18 protein-coding genes are annotated in these 19,941 nt (G+C 25.3%); 3 read left to right on the top strand and 15 right to left on the bottom strand.

Annotated elements, in window-relative coordinates:
- Positions 1–179 precede the first annotated feature (179 nt).
- The 4 genes from MENTO_RS01730 to MENTO_RS01745 form a co-directional block, all read right to left on the bottom strand.
- A complete protein-coding gene (locus MENTO_RS01730; RefSeq protein ID WP_099651162.1) occupies positions 180–3,023 on the bottom strand; it encodes a BspA family leucine-rich repeat surface protein in 2,844 nt (947 codons plus the stop codon).
- A gap of 416 nt (positions 3,024–3,439) precedes the next feature.
- Positions 3,440–3,748, bottom strand: a complete 309-nt coding sequence (locus tag MENTO_RS01735; RefSeq protein WP_099651163.1) for a PadR family transcriptional regulator — start codon at positions 3,746–3,748, stop codon at positions 3,440–3,442.
- A 4-nt stretch (positions 3,749–3,752) separates the two neighbouring features.
- Entirely contained in the window at positions 3,753–4,889 is a 1,137-nt protein-coding gene (locus MENTO_RS01740; RefSeq protein WP_099651164.1) for a DUF1700 domain-containing protein, read from the bottom strand.
- Positions 4,890–5,028: 139 nt separating this feature from the next.
- Positions 5,029–5,583, bottom strand: coding sequence for a hypothetical protein (locus MENTO_RS01745; protein ID WP_099651165.1), 555 nt, complete (start codon positions 5,581–5,583; stop codon positions 5,029–5,031).
- A gap of 112 nt (positions 5,584–5,695) precedes the next feature.
- On the opposite strand from MENTO_RS01745, the gene recD2 reads away from it, so the two are divergent.
- A complete protein-coding gene (gene recD2, locus MENTO_RS01750; RefSeq protein WP_099651166.1) occupies positions 5,696–7,927 on the top strand; it encodes an SF1B family DNA helicase RecD2 in 2,232 nt (743 codons plus the stop codon).
- Entirely contained in the window at positions 7,920–8,555 is a 636-nt protein-coding gene (locus MENTO_RS01755) for a hypothetical protein (protein ID WP_099651167.1), read from the top strand. The genes recD2 and MENTO_RS01755 overlap by 8 nt, the downstream gene beginning before the upstream one ends.
- Positions 8,556–8,574: 19 nt before the next feature.
- On the opposite strand, the gene MENTO_RS01760 is transcribed toward MENTO_RS01755, so the two are convergent.
- The 10 genes from MENTO_RS01760 to MENTO_RS01805 are packed head-to-tail and all read right to left on the bottom strand — an operon-like array spanning position 8,575 to position 18,359.
- Positions 8,575–10,593: a lipoprotein gene (locus MENTO_RS01760; RefSeq protein WP_099651168.1), complete on the bottom strand. Its 2,019-nt coding sequence runs from the start codon at positions 10,591–10,593 to the stop codon at positions 8,575–8,577.
- Positions 10,581–11,888: an SGNH/GDSL hydrolase family protein gene (locus MENTO_RS01765; protein WP_099651169.1), complete on the bottom strand. Its 1,308-nt coding sequence runs from the start codon at positions 11,886–11,888 to the stop codon at positions 10,581–10,583. The genes MENTO_RS01760 and MENTO_RS01765 overlap by 13 nt, the downstream gene beginning before the upstream one ends.
- Position 11,889: 1 nt before the next feature.
- Positions 11,890–12,810, bottom strand: coding sequence for a hypothetical protein (locus MENTO_RS01770; RefSeq protein WP_099651170.1), 921 nt, complete (start codon positions 12,808–12,810; stop codon positions 11,890–11,892).
- 58 nt (positions 12,811–12,868) lie between these two features.
- A complete protein-coding gene (locus tag MENTO_RS01775) occupies positions 12,869–13,981 on the bottom strand; it encodes a Y-family DNA polymerase (RefSeq protein WP_099651171.1) in 1,113 nt (370 codons plus the stop codon).
- 16 nt (positions 13,982–13,997) lie between these two features.
- Entirely contained in the window at positions 13,998–14,801 is an 804-nt protein-coding gene (locus MENTO_RS01780) for a TlyA family RNA methyltransferase (protein ID WP_099651172.1), read from the bottom strand.
- Positions 14,801–15,007 carry an exodeoxyribonuclease VII small subunit gene (gene xseB, locus MENTO_RS01785; protein WP_099651173.1) on the bottom strand — a complete coding sequence of 69 codons (207 nt, stop codon included), beginning with the start codon at positions 15,005–15,007 and terminating at the stop codon, positions 14,801–14,803. Before xseB ends, MENTO_RS01780 begins: the two co-directional genes overlap by 1 nt.
- On the bottom strand, positions 14,997–16,211 hold the full coding sequence (xseA, locus tag MENTO_RS01790) for an exodeoxyribonuclease VII large subunit (RefSeq protein WP_099651174.1): 1,215 nt from the start codon (positions 16,209–16,211) through the stop codon (positions 14,997–14,999). Before xseA ends, xseB begins: the two co-directional genes overlap by 11 nt.
- Positions 16,211–16,615, bottom strand: coding sequence for a transcription antitermination factor NusB (nusB, locus tag MENTO_RS01795; protein WP_099651175.1), 405 nt, complete (start codon positions 16,613–16,615; stop codon positions 16,211–16,213). Before nusB ends, xseA begins: the two co-directional genes overlap by 1 nt.
- Positions 16,616–16,651: 36 nt before the next feature.
- Complete coding sequence (locus MENTO_RS01800) at positions 16,652–17,533, bottom strand: deoxyribonuclease IV (RefSeq protein ID WP_099651176.1); 882 nt, start codon at positions 17,531–17,533, stop codon at positions 16,652–16,654.
- Between the two features lies 1 nt (position 17,534).
- Positions 17,535–18,359 (bottom strand): riboflavin kinase, encoded by an 825-nt coding sequence (locus MENTO_RS01805; RefSeq protein ID WP_099651177.1) that lies wholly within the window; start codon positions 18,357–18,359, stop codon positions 17,535–17,537.
- A gap of 128 nt (positions 18,360–18,487) precedes the next feature.
- Here MENTO_RS01805 and MENTO_RS01810 point away from each other — a divergent pair, with 128 nt between their 5' ends.
- Positions 18,488–19,498 carry a hypothetical protein gene (locus MENTO_RS01810; protein ID WP_099651178.1) on the top strand — a complete coding sequence of 337 codons (1,011 nt, stop codon included), beginning with the start codon at positions 18,488–18,490 and terminating at the stop codon, positions 19,496–19,498.
- A 40-nt stretch (positions 19,499–19,538) separates the two neighbouring features.
- On the opposite strand, the gene MENTO_RS01815 is transcribed toward MENTO_RS01810, so the two are convergent.
- Entirely contained in the window at positions 19,539–19,847 is a 309-nt protein-coding gene (locus tag MENTO_RS01815; RefSeq protein WP_099651179.1) for a hypothetical protein, read from the bottom strand.
- Positions 19,848–19,941: the final 94 nt, after the last annotated feature.

Genomic DNA, 19,941 nt, shown 5'->3' on the forward strand with positions numbered 1-19,941 from the left:
CCTAACAACTCAAGAGAAAGAAAATATAGTGAAAGAACATTTTAAAAAGAATGACCTTTTCACAATTATCAAAAAATATGAAGTTTCAATTTTTGAATTTGTTTGTCAATTAAATAAAAGTACAAAAAAAGACGCAATTTCGCATCTTTTCCAATATTTTATTTAATACTTTAATATTTTTATCTTTGTCTTCCATTTATTTTAACATCAAAAGAAAACGGTGAATAAAAAGTGCTTGTTGTATCTCAGTCATATCAATGATATTTTTTATTAAACTGACCATAGAATGTTATATATTGAAAGCTGCTTTCCATTTCAAACACAACTTCATTTATTTCAAATTTAGTTGAATTATAAGAAAATAAATCACCGTTATCAAGATCTTTTTTAAAATTTAAACCTACAAATTTTTTAATGTGAAACTTATTTTTTAAAGTTGTATTATTATTTAGCATTTCTTTAAAGTAGTTTTCCACATTAACTTTTGATCAATTAGATTTTTTTCATTTTTTAGAATGATCATTGTTAATAAGCTCTATAATTTCTGAAGAAAGATCTGTCCATTCAATAGATTTTTTATTATAAATGTTAACTTTAAAGTTTGCAGTACCTTCATACATTTTGCTTGTACTTTTAGCAGTAAGTTTTATAGTTATTGGTGTATAACTAAGATCACTACTTAAATTTTCGTCTCTTGTTCAAGTTCTTTCAAATTCATCAAAATTATAATAATTTCAATTTAAATTACGTATAACACTTCTAAAAGCATTTTCTGGGTCAAGGCTAAAAACCGGATTTTTTTCAATTGTCATGTTAAAAACATTTTCTAAAACTTTAATATTAGTTTTTGCATGAAGAGAACATGAACCAGTATAATATTCAGAATTAGTTGAAGTTATTGTAATTGAAGACGAATATAGACTAGGTGAATTTTCAACAGGCATAGATGGTGGTAAATTATGTTGTAAGTTTATATATCTTTCTGTAATGTTAATTCTTTTTGTTTCATAGAGTCAATTAGATAATGTTGTTTTTGTAATACTTTCAAATTTATAATTGTTTATAGGAAAATCTTCAAAAAGATCTTTTAAATCTCTTGTTTTTGCACGTATATCATTTTTACTTGAATTTATAAAGTATTTTGAATCTTGATCCGCATAAGTTTCTGTGTAGCCTCATTGACCTTCATAACTTGGTTTAACTATATTAAAATTTAATTTACTTAATTCTAAATCATCAATGTTCTCTAACTCAGGATAAGTGTCCTTTAAATAATTTAAAATGTCAGATTTAGTATCATTTTCTTTAGCAGAATAGTTTTTAAGGGCTTCATTTAAATCAATTTTAATTGAAGGGTAAGTTTTTGATCAAGAATTTTCAATAAGAGAAGAACTAGGAGAAGAATTAATTTCTATTTTGCCTTCTTTCCCTAATTCTTCTATTTGTCTTGAAATAGATAAATCTTCTTTCGTAACTTTTTGCCCTGTTTTAATATTCATATTAATTATTGTAATTATTTGTTCGTCAGTTGTTTTTGTTGATATTATTGATTGATTCTTTTCTAATAAAGATGCTATATCAACTTTACCTAAAGGATTTAATGTTATAGTTTTGCTACCAAATACTAATTTTGAATTTTCTGCTCCACTAATTGTAATTGAACTATATTCACCAATTTTTGAATTTCCTCTACTTGAAATAACTATATCATCATTGGCTTTAACATCACAACCATTATTTTCTTTTATGTAATTAGAGATTGAATCTAAAATTTCTTCATCTGTTGAATCAGTATCTATTTTATCTATTTTATATCCTACTAAAACCTTAGATAAATCTAATCTTTCTTTAAAATTAGGTTTTGCTTCAATTCAACTTTTTGCCCCTGTACTAAAATTTAAAAAATTTGGATATTCGATTTGTTCCACATTTCATGAAGAAAGATCTTGGTTAAATGACTCAGCATTTAAAAACATTTCTGACATATCCATTACTTTATTAGTTTTTCATGTTTTTAAACTTTCAGAATTAAAAGAAGTAGCTCCTGCAAAAGTTTTTTTAGTTGAAATTAAGTTGTCAAAAGAAGCTAAATCACCATTGAATTTTGTAGCATTTTCAAAAGTTGAATTTAAACTTTTTACATTTGATACTTTTCACTCCGAAAGATCTTGATTAAAATTTAAAGCTCCTTTAAACATGTCATCAAGACTTGTTATTTGTGGCGGTAAATGGTTAGATATTTTCAAAATGCTAAAAGGCATTTTTGCAACTTTTCCATCTTCGTTAAAACCTATTTGATAAACTATTTCTGATTTTATTAAACTTAAATCAGAATCACTTGTAGAAGCTAATTCGTGATTTTCATTTAAATAAACTGTATCTTGAGTAGTTGCAACTGAATAATTTTGATTTTTTATAGTTTTGTTACTTAAAAAATCTTCTTTTATATTAACTGGTGAAGTTAAAAGTTCTTTATTTTCGTCTTTAACAACTATTTCTAAAGAATTTAATTCAAGGCTTATATTAACTAAATCTTGATTATCACCTAAATCTTCTTCAATTATATATTTTAGTGTTTTAACAACTTCGTCTTCGCTACTTACATTTATTTTTAAATTATTATATTGTTCTACTTTTGATATTAAAGACTCTGTATGTATTATTTTTCTATTATCTTTACCTACTACAATTTCAAAAGTATTTTTATCAATAGTATAATTTTTTGAATCTATTTCAACTGTTATTTTAAAAGTTCTTGTTTCTTGGCTATTTTCTTTTTCTTCCTTAACAGCTTGTATTTTTGTTACTCCATCTCACTCAACTTGATTTAATGCAGCAATAATTTCTTCATCTTTCATCATTCAACTTTCTTTTGAAGAACTAATATCTTCAAATTTTTGTTGTAGTCCATTTGAATCTATGGCTGTTTTGCTTGCTTTTGTTTTGCTACCACATGAAATGATAGTAGAAGATGCTGTTGCGCTTATAGTCACAGCAGCTAAAATTGACAATAATTTTTTCATAAATATCCCCCTTATAAAATTAATGTACAACAATAGTATAACAAATAATTGAAACATTTCAAAAATAAAATTGAAACATTTCAATTATTTTTACTCTTTTAAAAGAATATTTAAAGTTTATTATTATCAAGAAAATAAATAATGCAAAAAGCAAAGAAAATTCTTTATAAAAAATTTACATTCTTAAAAAAACTTATTATTTTTAATTGTATTGTAAGTATAAATTTTTATTTCTAAATAGTGTTTTTGAAAATAGTTCTTTCTAAACCTCACTTTAATAAATAAAACGTTAAAATTTCAAAATATACTTAATAAAAAAATAAGCATTTTAATAAAATAGAAGATTACTGCTATTTCAATTAAATACTTACCATTTTGTTATCACTACAAATAACTTCTATTTTTTATATGTTTTTCTACTCTAATATCAAAGAATTAACTTTATCTGAAATATCTTTTCACGCATTTTTTTGATTGATTAACTGTTCTCTACCAAGTGAAGTTATCTTATAACATTTTCTCATTGGCCCACTTGATGATTCTTCAAAGAAGTGTTCACAAAATCCTTTATCAACTAATTTCTTAAATATTGCATAAGTTGTTGATTCATTAGTTTCAACAACTTCATTAAGTTTTTTATTTAATTCATAAGCGTAGAAGGTTTTTTGTGATAGAAAGTTAAGCACCAACATTTCCAATATACCTTTTTTAAGTTCTTTATCCATAACACTAAAATCTTACAATAATATTTTCAACAGGTGTATTATTAATTTTAAAGTTGTATGATATTTCGTATTTAATTGGTGTTATTGAAAGAAATTTAGCATTTCAAGGTGCTGATATATGAAATTTTAAGTATAAGGAACCATTATCATTAACATTGTTTTTAACTCAATAACTTGATTCAGGCTTTTCTGATATCTTAAATTCACTACCTAAACTTTCTTTAAAGTTGAAATGTTTTTGAATTGATATTTGATTTTGATTTAATTCAGAATCTTGTTTTGCTTCAAAAGTTGTTCAAGGAGATAAACCTCAATCAAAATCAAGATATACTTTTGAATCCTTAGAAAACTCAGATTCTTTATTTTCAAGGACTTTACCAATTGTTGCGTTTAAATTAAAGGTTTCAGATTCAGTTTTATTTAAATAGTTACCAGATAATACTGATCCATATATGCTATTGTTACCAACTATTGATGTGACAGCTCCAATTCCAGCCATGCTTCCACCAATAATTATCATTACTAACATTAATCTACTTCAAATTCTTCTTTTATTTTTTGTAGCAACAGAAGTTTTAGAAAATCATTTGTTAAATATTGCTTTAACAGTTGAATAAGAAGAACTACTTAGAAAAAAGAAGAATATTGCAACAATTATACCAATACCCATGACCCCAATCGCTAGTGGTAATACCACCAAGAATTCATAATTTACAAATGCTAAAACTAATGCTACAGGAATAGCTACAATTATTGCAACAAAAGTTAGAAATAATACAAGTGATAATAAAATAGCTGTTATTGAATATATAAATCCAAAGAATTTTAAACAAAAATTATTAAAATTTTTAATTCATGAAGAAGTAACTTCAGATTTGCTATTAACTATTTTTATTTTGGTAACATCTGATTTTGTATTTTTAATAACTCCAAATTCTTCATAAAGTTCTTTAGCTATTTCATTAATAGGTCTTAAACTTAAAAGAATTTCATTTACTGTTTTACCTTCAGAAAGTTCTTCGCTTCATAAATCTTTATAGTTTTCAATTATATCTTTGCGATCTGAAGTTTTTAATCCAGAAAGTTTTTTTGATAAAAGATTAAGTCATTTATCCATTTGCTTAGTTGTTTTTTTATTCATATTTTTATTTTCCTTTTGCTTTCAAGGATAATCGTATACTAACTACTCTATATTATCAAGTATTACAAATTAAAAAAATAAAAACTATTTGCAAATTAGAAAGAACGAGAATTCTTTATTAATTTCATTAATAAGTTTTTTATATATCAAATTTAATTTTTACTTGATCAACTAAATCTATTTCATTACCTGCCATATTTATTTCATTTTTAAAATTAGATTGATAGTTTTTAGTTAAGTTATTGTATAAAAAATTGATGTTCATTTGATTTTCAAAAATATTGTCTAAAATGATTGGTTTAAAGTGAGAGATCTGATTTCTTAATTCACGTATACCATCAAATTCATTTCTAGGTATTAAAGGTCTATCACCATATTTGGTTTGTATTTTATTAATATGTTTATAATATAAGTTTTGCGCTTCACTCATATTAACATTTTCTTTTAAAAAGAATTCAACATCTTTAATTTCGCAATTCATTAATACTGCTCTAATGTATTCTTCAAAAAAACAAATATAGCGATAAAGAATATATTTAAGTCTTAGATCATATTGAATAACAGCTGCTATTTTAGAATATTCATCAGTGTTTAAGTATTTAGCAATATATTGATGATATTCAATACCTTTAAGTTCTTTATATTTATTATATGAATCTATTTCATTTTGATTTTTAAATTTTATTTCGATCATAGTTTCTCCGATAACATAATTATCACATATATAATTAAAATTTATTTAAAAAATAATTTGTTAGTTTTAATAAACTTTTGTTATAAAATATATAAATATAAAAGGTGAGAAGATGAACGAAATATTAACTTTTAGAGGGTATGTTGTTAAATATGGTTTTTCAAATGATGCTGGGTGAGGAACTGGTACATTTGCAAGTGAAGATAATTTAAAACAGCATATGAGCATTAAAGGCTCAATAACTAGTATGGATAAAAAAACTTTATATGAAATAACTGGTTATTTTGAAGAACATCCACGTTATGGTAAAAGTTTCAACGTTCAAACTTATCGAAAAGCACCTATTCATTCAACTAAAGAACAAGTTAAATTTTTAGCAGGTCCAGCATTTCCTGGAGTAGGAGATAAAACAGCTGAAATCATAATAAATCATTTAGGTGATAAAGCTATTACTAAGTTAGTAAAAGATATTAATTTATTAAATGAAATACCTGGTTTAAATCCAATTTATATTCCAATTATTAAAAAAGGTATTGAAGAAAACATTAGACAAGAAGGGCAAGAAAGATTAAGATACATCTTTTTTGAAAACAATCTTAAAACTTCAATTCTTGATTGAATGGATAATCACTTTGATCAAGATAATGATATTATTGAAAATATTTTTTCAAATTCATTTTTATCATTTGCAAAAGACAAAGAAATAGCTTCATTTGATGAACTTGATAAAGTTGCTGTTCATTTTGGTTTAGAATTACATTCACCAGAAAGAATTGCATATTGAGCATGAAAGTTAGCGGATGACTTTTTGTTTTCATCTGGAGATAGTTATACAAATAAGGATTACTTATCAAGAAGTTTAATGCGTAAGTTAAAAATACAAGATACAGAACTTTTATTTGAAGGTATTTTATACGCTAAAGAAAAAGGTATTTTAAAATTAACTAAAAATCGTATCTACACAGAAGAATCATGAAGAGAAGAACAAATTATCGCAGATAACATAATTAAGCTTAATATACCCACTAAAAACGTGAATAAAGAGGGTATATCATGAGAAATAGATCAAATAGAACAAGAAATTGCTTATGAGAATAAAATTAAAGATTTTAAGTTTGATGAAAAACAAAGAGAAGCCTTAGAGTTATTTGCTAATAATAAACTTTCAATTATTACTGGAGGACCAGGGACAGGTAAAACAACTTTAATTAAAGGAATAGTTAAGTTATTTAATCGTATGAGTGGAACTGAAGATTATGCAATAGCCACTCCAACTGGAAGAGCAGCAGCAAGAATCAGAGAAACATACAAAAAATCATATGCTACAACTATTCATAAATTACTAGAAGCTAAAGAATTAAATAAATTTCAAATTACACAAAACAATCCTTTAAATCAAAAATTAGTAATTTTGGATGAATGTTCAATGATTGATAATAAGTTATTTGCAAGTTTCATTCAATCATGTGATCGTGTTTGAAAAGTTGTATTAGTAGGAGATGCTAATCAATTGCCAAGTGTAGGTTATGGAAATACTTTTGCTGATTTATTGGAATTAGATTTTTTAAAAACAATTAAACTAGATACAGTGCATAGACAAAAAAATGGAAATGGGATAGTTGATTTAGCATATAAAGTTTTAAATGAGACATTAGAAATAAGCGATTTAGAATCTATGAGCAATGTTGAAATTAATTTTGATTACAATAATCAAAATACAATGAATAAAGTAACTGAGTTGGTAGGTCAACATTGAGATGAATTAGAAAAAAAAGCTAACCACTTACAAGTGATATGTCCAATGTATGGTGGTAGTTTAGGAATTGATGAAATTAATGCTCAAATTCAAAATGAATTTAACGAGAATGTTAAAGATAAAAAGAAAGTATATGATCGAGGAGATTATCGATTTGTAGTTGATGATAAAATTATGTTCTTGAAAAATGATACTGATTTAGATTTAGCTAACGGTGATGTTGGAAAGATTATTAAAATAAACTATAACGCAATTGGTAAGTTAAAAGATGTTTTAACAGAATTTAATGATAAAGAAATATTATTACAACCTAAAAACTTTAGTGATGTAAAATTATCTTATGCAACTAGTGTGCATAAGACTCAAGGTAGTGAATATAATAATGTTTTATTAGTCATTGATAATCCTAAATATAATTCGGGTTTTATTAATAAAACATTGATATATACTGCTGTAACAAGAGCCAAAGATAAAATTGTAATTTTAGGTGATAGTGATTTATTCTTTAATGCAATTAAAATAACTCCACCAAGAAGAAATACAACTTTAATTGAAGCAATTTTAGAAAAGAGAGAAATAAATGGGTAAAAAACAAACATACTTAAAATACTTAGCAACAACTTCAGGATTATTTTTCTTAAGCACGTTGCTTGTTAAATATTTTGATTTTAAAAAAGGCGTTTTTAATGGAAACACAACAGGTTTATTAGTAACTGAAATAATACTATTTTTAATTGGTGGCTTATTATTAGGTTTTTATTGATTTGTTAAATTCTATGATCTGAAAAAAGAAAAAGAATACGTAATGAACAAAAAAGAAAAAATTTACTTTATGAGTGCTTTAGGGCTTTATACATTAAGTTTTTTATTAACTATGATATTTATTATAGTTGCTCATAGCATGGCAGAAATAACTGTACTATTTTTTGTAATGTTAGTTTTTATTTTATTAGGTTTAATAGTTGGTTCGGTATTTGAAATGATTAGTCGTTTAGGATATCAAAGTCATATGGCTAGAAAAGAATATGAAGAATCACAAATCCTTAAAAAAGAACGCATCAAAAAAATGATTTCAGAAGATAACACTATTACTGAGGATGAAGCAAAAATGATAGTTAATACTAATAAGAAAAGAACAAAAGAAGCAGAACAATTATTAAAAGCAGATATTGTTAAAAAGAAAAAAGAAAAAGACACTAATCCTTTTAAAGATTAATGTCTTTTTTTTATTGTGCTTATTTCATACTAATTGCTGTTATTGAATATTTATTTTTTACTACATCAATTTTAATAGTTATAGTTTTATTATTAATTATATATTCAAATGTATTATGATCTATTTGTTTTTCACTACTTACCTCAACTGAATTAAATTTTGCTTGCATATCTTCTTTTAATTTTGCTTGCATGTCTTTAAATTCTTCAGTTTTTACATTAAGTGCATTAAACAATCCATTGCTTCCTTTTGTATCATTTAAAATTCTATTTAAATAATCAAAAAATGAACCTGATTTAATGAATACGTCTTCATCATTTTTTGAAGGTCTTATATAACCTAGTTTAGTTAGCAATTCTTTTGGATTTTCTTGAGCAACCTTAATAACACCTTGTAATTGATTAATTAAATCAGATAAATTTTTAAAATCTAACTTCAATGAATCATTATTTTCTGTTGTTGTCAAATATGTTAAACGGTTTAGTAGTGTTCTTATTGTGTAATCTCCGCTTATAGGAAATCCTAATATATTAACTTTTTTGCCTGGATTTAGTTGTTTATCCATAAAAGGATTTAAAAAACTTTCTCAAGTAACATCTCACGGATTTAATAAGACACCTTTGTTCATTAAATCAATAATTAAATTTGCTGTTTTTTCATTAATCGTTCCTACAGCTACTGCAGCTTTTAAAGCTGTTATAATTAAAGGTTTAATTACTTTTTCACTAAGTTTACCAACAATATTGTTATTTGAACTTACTAATCCTAAACCACCAACTAGCATACTACCAATTGGTTTTTCTGAAGTAGATGTTCCGTTTAAAATGGCTTTAAATACTCCACTTAGTCCAACATCATCATAAACTTTATTAGTAAAGTTTGAAATAAATCCATCTATATCTGGAATAGGTAATGAACCAGCTACTTGTTTATAGTTTTTTTGCCCTCTAAATAAAAATTGTAGTAAGTTTTGTAATTCTTTACCACTTTTATCGTTAAAAGCTTTGTCTAAATATTTAATAAAATTTTTAATATCTAATTCATTATTTACTTTTTCATATTTAGTATTTCTAATTTTTTGTAATTCATCTCATGATAATTCTTTAATTGTACCTTGTGTATTTTCAATAACTGTAAGTCTTTGTGCAGCAAAATTATTTAGATAAATAACCATAACTCTTGCAAAGTTTATTACTCCAGATAAAGCATCCCAGTTATCTACTATGTTTAAATTTATATTAGATTGTTTTGGTAGGTCTTGCATAGCAAGAACAACTCCGTTTAAAGCAGATGCTCTTCATTTATTTGCCTCATCAGATGACGAATTCTTGTATCTTTGATCTTTACCTGCAAAAATATTTAAAGCATTTCCAAAATCTACAATAGCTGAATTTAAAACTTCTTCCATTGTATAATTTTTGTATTTATCTTTTGGAGGATTTAAAGCTTCGGCTAGTTTTTTAATATTAGCATCTGGTAATAAAGCAGCAGCATAATCTAAAATTCCCTGATCTGAAATTATTTGAGGCATTACATTAATACCTAAATCTACCAAATATAAAACCAATTCAATAATTTGACCATTATTTATAAATGAAATTAATGTCGGATAAATACCTGATAAGTTCATTAATAAATTTGGATTTTTAGGAGCTTGACCTGCTACTATTTTTATTTCACTTTTATCTTTTAATTTACTATTTATAATTTGATCACCAAAATAAACTGACTGAATATCTGAAATACGTGATGTATTATCAATTCCATTTTTTCCAGAAGCTTCAGCTGACTTATCTAATTCCTTAATTCATTTATTTTTAATCATATTTTCATAAACAAAATTAAAATCATAATTTATTGTTTTGTCAGAATTTAGATAATAAGCTTTTGAAACTTGTTTTAATAAAATATTTATATCTTGTGAATCATAAACAGCAGGTTTTTTTGCTTTAGGTTGTATTTGACTACAAGCAATAAGAGAAGCTGAAGCTGAAGCTGTTAAAGTTATTGCAGCTAATAAAGAAATTAATTTTCTCATTTTTTACTCAACTCCTTTGCATAACCTAAAAGAATATCAGAAACTAATCTATGAACTTCTTTAGTTGGGTGAACAAAATCAGTAAAGAAATAATTTTTCATTGCTTTATCACGATCTGAGATTGTAGTATGATTTCTGGTTGCTGAAATTGTTATATCTAAAGTATTTTTAGCACCAAATACAATGTCACCTTTAAATTCATTAATGACTCCACTAATGTTTTGTAACAAATCAACATTAGGATTAGTATTAAATTTTACTTTTTCATTATTTAAATTAACCTCAATTGATTGACCATTACTATATGCTTCATTAATAATCGCTTCTGAACCATCTAGTGCAACTAAATCTTTAAATTGTTTCTCAAGTTCATCAGTTTTTTTGAATAAATCATATAGTTGAATTGAATCTGGATAATAAAGTTCAACTTCATTTAAAACATTCATTATTTTTGAATAGTATTCATCACAAATATTAATTATAAAATTAGCCTTTTTTTGTGCTTCAAGATTTTCAGGTTTTTTTGCATCTTCAAAAACATGACGATATCTAGGAGGAAAATCCATTCTTGGAGGAGTCATAAAAATAATGTTTTTAATTCCGTTGTTTAAAAGATTAAACAATGCTGTTCTAACTCTATCAACGCTATCTTTCATGAATTCTGTTTGTTTTGCTTCATTTCCATAAAATCCAATTAATGAAAATAAATCATTTCCTCCAATTTCAAAGAACACTAAATCATTATTATTAATTTTGTGTTGAGATATTAATGCTTCTGTTTGTCTATCAATTGTAGCATCATTTAATAATATTCCTGTAGGTAAATCAAGCTTGGCTGCAGTAGCTCCTCCAACTGAATAATTTTTACCATAATTACTTTCTTCCTTTTTAGATAAAAAGTTACTTGGTTTCATTTCACCAAAACCTAGTTTTTCTGAAAGAATAGTTCCAGCTGTCATACCATTACTAAATGCAGAATAGTGAGTATTATTTTTTTCATACCCATAGGCACCAGATAATCTCACATTAAGATCAACCAATGAATTTGCAAACTTAGTTTTAATTAAATTTGAAATTCCATCAGTATCACTTAAACTATCACCAACAATATAAAAATTAGTAAATCCATATTTACCTGGTTGACTATCATCAATAGCTTTTGATTTATCAATGCCTTTTCCAATTAATAATGGATTATTACGCATTGATTCTTCAGTTTCACCACAACTAACTACACTAGTTACAACAGGTGTAATTAGTGCAGTAGCTGCCAAAATCGCTAATAATTTTTTCATACTATTCACCTGCGCCTTCTTGAGCTTCAGTCTTTTCTCATTTTTTATATTTTCATATTCCTATACCTAAACCTGTAGGAGTTATTATAATAGCTGACAACATAATAATAAAAGTTGCCTGTGCCATTGTTATTCCTCTTGTAAAGTTAGGATGATATAAATCATCAATAGTTACATAGTCCGCAACATCATCGGCTTTAAGATTTTTGTTTACAAAAGGATTTTGTAAAGTCTGAATACTAATTGCGTATTTAATTGAATCAATTTGTTCATTTAAAAATCATACTTTATTATTTACCAATTTTGTTCCTGGTGATTGTTTAACTTTCATTCCTGTTAAACCAGGTCCAGTACTCTGTATTAATTCTTCGTAGTCATCTTGATTTCAAACAGATTGTTGCTTAATTGCATTTTGCTTTAAATCACTTGAAAACATTTCTTTAATTCCATTTTTATGGAAAATTCATTGTGTCCCAGTATTAACATAACCATATGATTGGAATTCTTTTGCAATTGCTTGGTCAAATTTAATCATGTCCATAGCTATGTCATAAAAATCAATTTCTTGCTTTTGATCAATAACAGGTTGTCATTTCTTAGTAAATCATTGATTTGTAAAATCAGTATATAAGGGTGTAAATTTTTCTTTTTCTGCTATGTTATAAGAATCAATTGTTGATATTGCGTCAGCTAAATATGAGCTTTTAATTACATTATCCATGATTGGTTCGTATAATGGACTTTTAGGATCTAAAACATATTTATCTTTAGGCATTATGACCTGTAATTGTTTTTTAACTGAATTAATAAATCTAATTGATTCAATTCCCACTCCAGGTACTGTTGAAGCAACTGCTGCAATTCCATATAAAGAAGACAACACAATAAGTGTTATTCCTTGTTTTTTAAGTCCAAACTTCATAAAATTTCTCCTAATCCTGATTAGTTACTTCATTTTTTATATTAATTATTATTATACATTAAATAATTATGTTTTCAAAACTTTGCTGTTTTACCAATTTGTCTTTTTCTAGTAAATTTGTTACCCCAATACCAATTAATGATATAGATTCACCTTCATAAATATCATCTAAAACTGTTTTTACTGTTGAATAAATTTTTTCTAAACTATCAGTATATTCTATAAAAGTTTCACTATATGATTTTCGTTTCTTATGCTCTTTTTTATCAAAATTTATTTCTTGATTATAAAACTTTATTAATAGTGAAACAGTTTTAGCAAGTAGGTTATTTTTTTGCATTCTAATGACTACTTTTTCAGCTAAACTAAATAAAACTTCTTCAATTTCTTCAATAGACATATTTCTTTTTTCAAAAGTCTTTTCTTTTGAAATTGATTTCATCGATGTATCTCAATAAGCTATTTCGTTATTTTTTATTCCGTTAAGTTTTTGAAACATTTTTTGTCCAACTAATCCAAAAGTATTTTCAATAATTTTTTCATCAAGTTTAATAAAGTCATTTACAGTTTCTACATTTAATTTTTCCATTTTTTCTAATGATGAAACTCCAACTCCAATAACATCTTTTATTGGTTTATTTCAAATTAGAGTTTTGTAATTTTCTTTAGTTATAATAGTAATTCCATTTGGCTTTTTCATATCACTACCCATTTTTGCAAATAATCTAGTAAAACTAACACCAATACTACATGTTAAACCTGTTTCTTGATAAACTGCAGTTTGAATAGCCAAACTAAGATTTTTAACATTACCATATTTTTTTCAAATATTAGTAGCATCAATAAAACATTCATCTATTCCTAGTATTTCGACTTTATAAGTAAATTGTTCTTTAATTAAGTTAAAAATTCTTTCACTATATTCTTCATATAAATCTCTATTGCCTTCTTTGATAATTAATTCTCCATAAGCTAATTTTTTTGCTTCAAAAATAGGCGTTCCTGCTTTTATTCCGTATTTTCTAGCATCATATGAAGCAGCAACAATAATGCTTTTATCGTTATTACGTGCAACAACAACTGGTTTATTTTTTAATGTTTTATCATGAGCTTGTTCACAACTTGCAAAAAAAGCATCCATATCAAGATGCAAAATAACTTTTTGATTCATGTGGATGCCTCCCTTTTTAAGTTAAATATTTTCAAGATTGATTAACAACCTTATTCAATTCTTCTTCTTTTCAATTTTTTTGATTTTCTGTTTTAGTTAAATAAGCTAAATACTCAATATTTTGCTTTTTATTACCAACAATTGGTGAATAAGTTAATCTATCAACTGAAAAACCGTTTTGCTTAGCATAAAATATAAAATTTTTAATAACTTGCAGATGAGTTGATTTTAAATTTACTTTTCCATTTTTAGCTAATTCACTTCCTGCCTCAAATTCAGGTTTTAATAATACAACACCATATGTTTGTTCCTTAATTAAACTATTTAAGGCCGGTAAAATTTTGTCTAGTGAAATAAAACTTACATCACAACAAAAAAAATCAATTGTTTGATTGAAATCTTCTTGTTTTGCATATCTAAAATTATATTTTTGCATGTCTTTTACTAAAGGATTATTTTTTAAAGAAGAATCTAATTGATCAGTTCCTACATCAACTGCATATACTAAACTTGCCTTGTTTTCTAAACAAACTTCTGTAAAACCACCAGTTGAAGCTCCGATGTCTAAACATATTTTATTGTTTAAGTCTATTTTTCAATCTTTAATTGCTTTTTCAAGCTTTAAACCAGCTCTTGAAACAAAAGTGCTTTGTTTCAATTTTATTTCAATTAAGTCTGTTTCGTTTACCATAAAACCAGCTTTTGTTACTAAAGTATTATTTACATATACTTCTTTTCTATTAACGATTCGTTCTTTTGCCTTGCTTCTTGTAGAAACTAATTCTTTTTCTACAAGAACTTCATCTAAACGTTTTTTCATTAATTAAATTCTTCGATTTTATTTTCTTCTAAAACTTTGTTAATAGTACCCTTGTATTCAGTTAGTTTTTCTTTTGCTAATTGAATTCTTTTAATGTTTTCTTCAAATATTTTCATTGCTTGTTCCATTGAAATTTCACTTGATGATAACTTTAATGTTTCTTCTTTTAATTCAGTTATTAACTGATCATATGTTTTATTTTCCATTTTTCTTTACTCCTTTAATAATAGTTTCGATTTCTCCATCTTTTAAAACCAATTTAATTTCTTGATTTATAGCTACCTTATCAATTGAATTGATTATTTGCTTATCTTTACTCATTATTAGTCCAAATCCTTTGTCCATAGGCTTTTTAGGGTCTAACAAAGCTGTTTTTGATTCAATGTTTTCAATAAACATTTCATTGCGTGCAATTATGTTTTTAATATTATTAATAAAACTTTTTTCAATGTAATTTAAATCGAGTGATTGCATATCATATTTATTATTAATCTTTAAAACATTTTGTTTTTTAAGGTCTTCTAATTTTAACTGATGATTGTTATAAACATTTTTAAATAATCGAATTTGGTTTTCATAATTATATGCTAATTCTTTTAAAAGTTCTTCAGTACTAATTGAAGCTAGTTCAGCTGCCGCTGTTGGTGTTGCTGCTCTTAAATCAGCAACATAATCACTTAATGTAATATCAGGTTCATGACCAACCGCACTTATAACTGGAATAGACGAATCAACTATTGCTTTTAAAACTTCCATTTCATTGAAAGTTCATAAGTCTTCATAGCTTCCACCACCGCGACCAACAATAAGAATATCTAGTTTAGGTTCAAATAGATTTGCTTGTTGTATTTTTTTAGCTATATCAAACTTAGCTGTTTCTCCTTGAACCATTGTAGGAAATAAATAAATATTAACTGAAGGCATTCTTCTTTTTAAAGTTGTTATTAAATCTTTAATAGCAGCTCCTGAATCAGTTGTAATTAAACCTATATTTTTAGCAAAGCGATTAATTGGTTTTTTTCTTGATTGATCTGTTCAACCTAAAGCAGTTATTTCTTTTAAACGTTCTTCAAAAATAGCTTGAAGATCGCCTTTTCCTTCAACACTTACATCAACAGCTTCAAAACTTACTCTTCCATTAGGTACATAATATGTTAATCTTCCATAACATGTTATTTCCATTCCCTCTTTTACATTTAGGTTAGTGAGTTTATGTGCATTGCTTTTTCATATCATTGCAGCTATTGTACTTTGATTATCTTTTAAAGAAAAATATACATGTCCTGATTTGTTAAAAGTTAGATTACCTACTTCTCCTCTGACATATATATTTTTGAAATAATTACTGCCTTCAATAGCTTCTTTAAATATTTGACTTATTTCAGCTACTGAAAATATTTTGTTTTCCATTATAGTTTTATAACCTTATCTAAACATGCATTTACAAATTTGTAATCAAAATCAACTTCGTTTTCTTTTACTAAATTAACTAATTCATTAATTGTTACAGCTTTTGGAGTTGGAGTAAAGATAATTTCATAAGCACCAATAATTAAAACTGATTGAATATATGTTGGAATTCTATCTCATTTTCAATTTGAACTTAAGTGCTTTTTAATTTCATTTTTTAGATCTGAAAGTTTTTCAGCAATATTATTTGCTATTAAAGTTGTTTCAACATCCAATTTTTCTTGTGTTTCATCCAATATATCTTGCTTGATGTAGTTAACATCATTATCCATTAATAAATATCTGTAAAACATTTGCACTAAATATGTACGTCTTTTAGTCATGCTTAATTTTTGTTCGCTCATAATATCACCTTCCCTTTTGTTTAATTATCTCATATTTTATTTAACTTTTTTTGTAAATTTTTTATTAAGTAAGTTTTCAATTTCTTCTTTATATGGAGCTTTATTTTCTACATATGGAGTTTCTAAAATTTTTGGTACATCAATATATTCTTCATCTCAAAGCACTTTTAAAAGATTATCAAATCCAATATAACCATATCCGATGTTTTCATGTCTATCTTTATGTGCTAATAAAGGGTTTTTTGAATCATTTAGATGGAAGCAAATAACTTTTTCTTTACCAATGGTATTATTAATATCTTTTTTGATTGAATCTCAATCATTGAAATCATAACCTGCATCATGCATATGGCATGTGTCTAAGCAAACTGCTACTTTATCTGGTTGTTCAACATTATCAATTACATATTTAAAATCGCTTAATGATAATCCAACCTCAGTACCTTTTCCAGCCATTGTTTCTAAAGCAATAACTACATTATTTTGAGTTGCAGCAACAGCATTTAATCCTTTAACTAATGCATTTAATGCATCTGTATAATCACCTTTTAGTCTAGCTCCTGGATGTAAAACTAAAATCTTAACTCCAATTTCTTCACATCTTTTAATCTCTTGTTTTAAAAAATCAACACCAAAATCTCAAGTAGTTTGGTTAACTGGATTTGAAATATTGATAATGTAAGGTGCATGAACTACTAAATGATCTTTATTAATATTATTTTCTTTCAAGATTTGATCAAATTTTTCAATATGTAATTTCTCTGTTGCTGTACGCACTGAATTTTGAGGTGCTCCAGTATAAAACATTAATGTATTAGCATCATAACTTATTGCTTCATTAACACTTCCGATTAAATATTCACCATGTTTATTAGTTTTGCTCATTCCAACATGACTACCTAAGATTGGTTTTTTCATTTTATTCTCCTTTAAAATGCTTTATTGCGCATTCTTTATCTTTGTTCAATAACTCTTTTAATTCTTCTAAATTATTTACTTTAACACTCTCACGAATAAAATCTATAATTTCAACTTCTATTCCTCAACCATAAATGTCTTGGTCAAAATCTAAAATATGACTTTCAAAAACATTAACTCCATTTTTATTTGTTCAATAAGCACTAATACTTGGGTATAATTTTTCATCATTTGGTAATTTAGTTGTTGTTAAATAAACTGCTTCTTTTAATTTCAATTCATCATTAATTACGATATTTGCTGTTGGATAATCAATTGTTCTACCAATATGGTTACCATGCTCAACAAATCCCTTAAATCCAAAATTAAATCCATTTAATTGCTTATATTCTTTTATTTTCCCTTCTTTTAAAAGAATTTCACTTTTTATAATTTGCTTATTAAGATTTTGATCATAACTAATTACCTTATTTTCCATAAAAGCAGATTTTATTTTGTCTAAATCAATATTATTGCTCAAAATATAAGCTTTTTTTATATTTAAATCCTGTTTAATTCTTTCATAATTAAACTCTTGATTAAATGAATGTCATAAAACAACTTCACAGTCTAATTCAGTTGCCTTTTGTTCTATTCCATTATTTGGAATAATATTTTTAAAGTTACTTGTTTCTTTTTGAACTAAAATAACTTTCAAATTCTCTTCCTTTGCTTTTTTAATTATATTTGTTTCATTCTCATCTCATCTGTCAAATTCTGCAAAAACAGCTACTGTTTCAGGTAGGTTTCATAGCATCATTAGCATTTCATTATAATGTATAGCCATTTCTTTACTCCTTTTATTTATTTACAAATTAATTTAATTATATTTCTAAAAATCAAATTATTGTTGTACTAAATTATTTTTTATTTCTATTTTACATTATAATTATAAAATGTGAAAAGGAGAAATTTATGGCTGAAAAAAAACAAGCTAAAAGCAAAATTAAAGTTGTTAAACCGCTAAAAAAGGAAACTAAACAAACTAAAGAATTACTTTCTGATTTAAATAGCAAAATTAACAATAGTGAAGTTTCGGAAAAAGAAAAAAGATTGACTTTAATCAAAACTCATAAAAAAATTACAAATCTTTTATTAAAAACTATTCCATACTTATTATTCTTATTTATATTAGACGTTGCAATGTTGAGTGTGATTACAGTGTTATTCGTTCTTTCAGCATTTGTACTTGAAGGAACAGCAGCTACTGTTGTTAGATACATATTATTAGGTGTTTCAGCATTCATGCTTGCAAAATTTACTTACATGAACTGATTTTCAAAAAACCTATATTTTAAAAAAATTATTGTATTTAAATACAAATCAAAAGTTGATAGACAAAAATTTAGAGCAGTTAGAGAAATCTCATTTACACCAATTTGATTCTTGATTTTCTTTGTTGCATCAAATTTTTACATCACTATTTTAGTAAACTTTGAAATTCAACAAAACTTTGTATCAACTGGTGATAATAAAGTTTTAATCTGAGCTATTTTAAGAACTACTATTGATATGATGCTTCTTCCATCATTCTTAAACTCATTTAACAAAATTGCTGATAAATCTAAAGCAATTGATGCAAACTATGTTAAATTGATTAAAGATCAATATTTCTCAAATAAATCATTATTTGAAGATGTAGAATTCGAAGATAACTATTTAAACTTAAAATTTAGTAAAAACAGTTTAACTTCAAAAAATGGATTATTTATTTTAGTTAATAAAGATGATTTAACTAGACCTGATCAAGGAAGAATGATTGAAATTAATAATGAGATATTAGATCGTTATAAAGAAATTTGAGAGAGTTATGTTGACTTACTTGAAAATAGAATGAAAGCTAAATTCAATAAGGCTACTGTTCATAAACTTTTCTGATTAGAAAGAATTTATGACACAATTTTCTTAGATTTATTCGAAATTTAGTATTTATATTTAAAAAACCTCATGAATTAACATGAGGTTTTTATTTTTTATCTTCAATTAATTTCTCATTATAGATAATTTGAAATTCATTTTTTGCTATTTTTTCTTTAATAGGTAAAACTTGATTTAAATACTTAGGATTTGCTTTTCTTCCTGCCATTAAAGCATTATAAATAACTCATCCTAAGATTGGAACAAATCATAATAATCTTAATCATCCAGCTGTTTTGCTATCAATTTTACTTACTTGTTTGTAAAAATCTTTGTTTTCTACTTTCAGTTGAGCATTTTGCTTCACAAGCTCTTCAATTGGTAAATCTAAATTTCTTTTTAAAATTTGTTCACTCATAGTTTCTCCTATATATCTGTTTTTAACTACAATAAATTTTAACATAAAAATCTAATATACTATTTGATATAATAAATTTATTAATGAAAGGAGT

Origin of the sequence: Mesoplasma entomophilum (assembly GCF_002804125.1) — a bacterium.
GTDB classification, from domain to species: domain Bacteria; phylum Bacillota_I; class Bacilli_A; order Mycoplasmatales; family Mycoplasmataceae; genus Mesoplasma; species Mesoplasma entomophilum.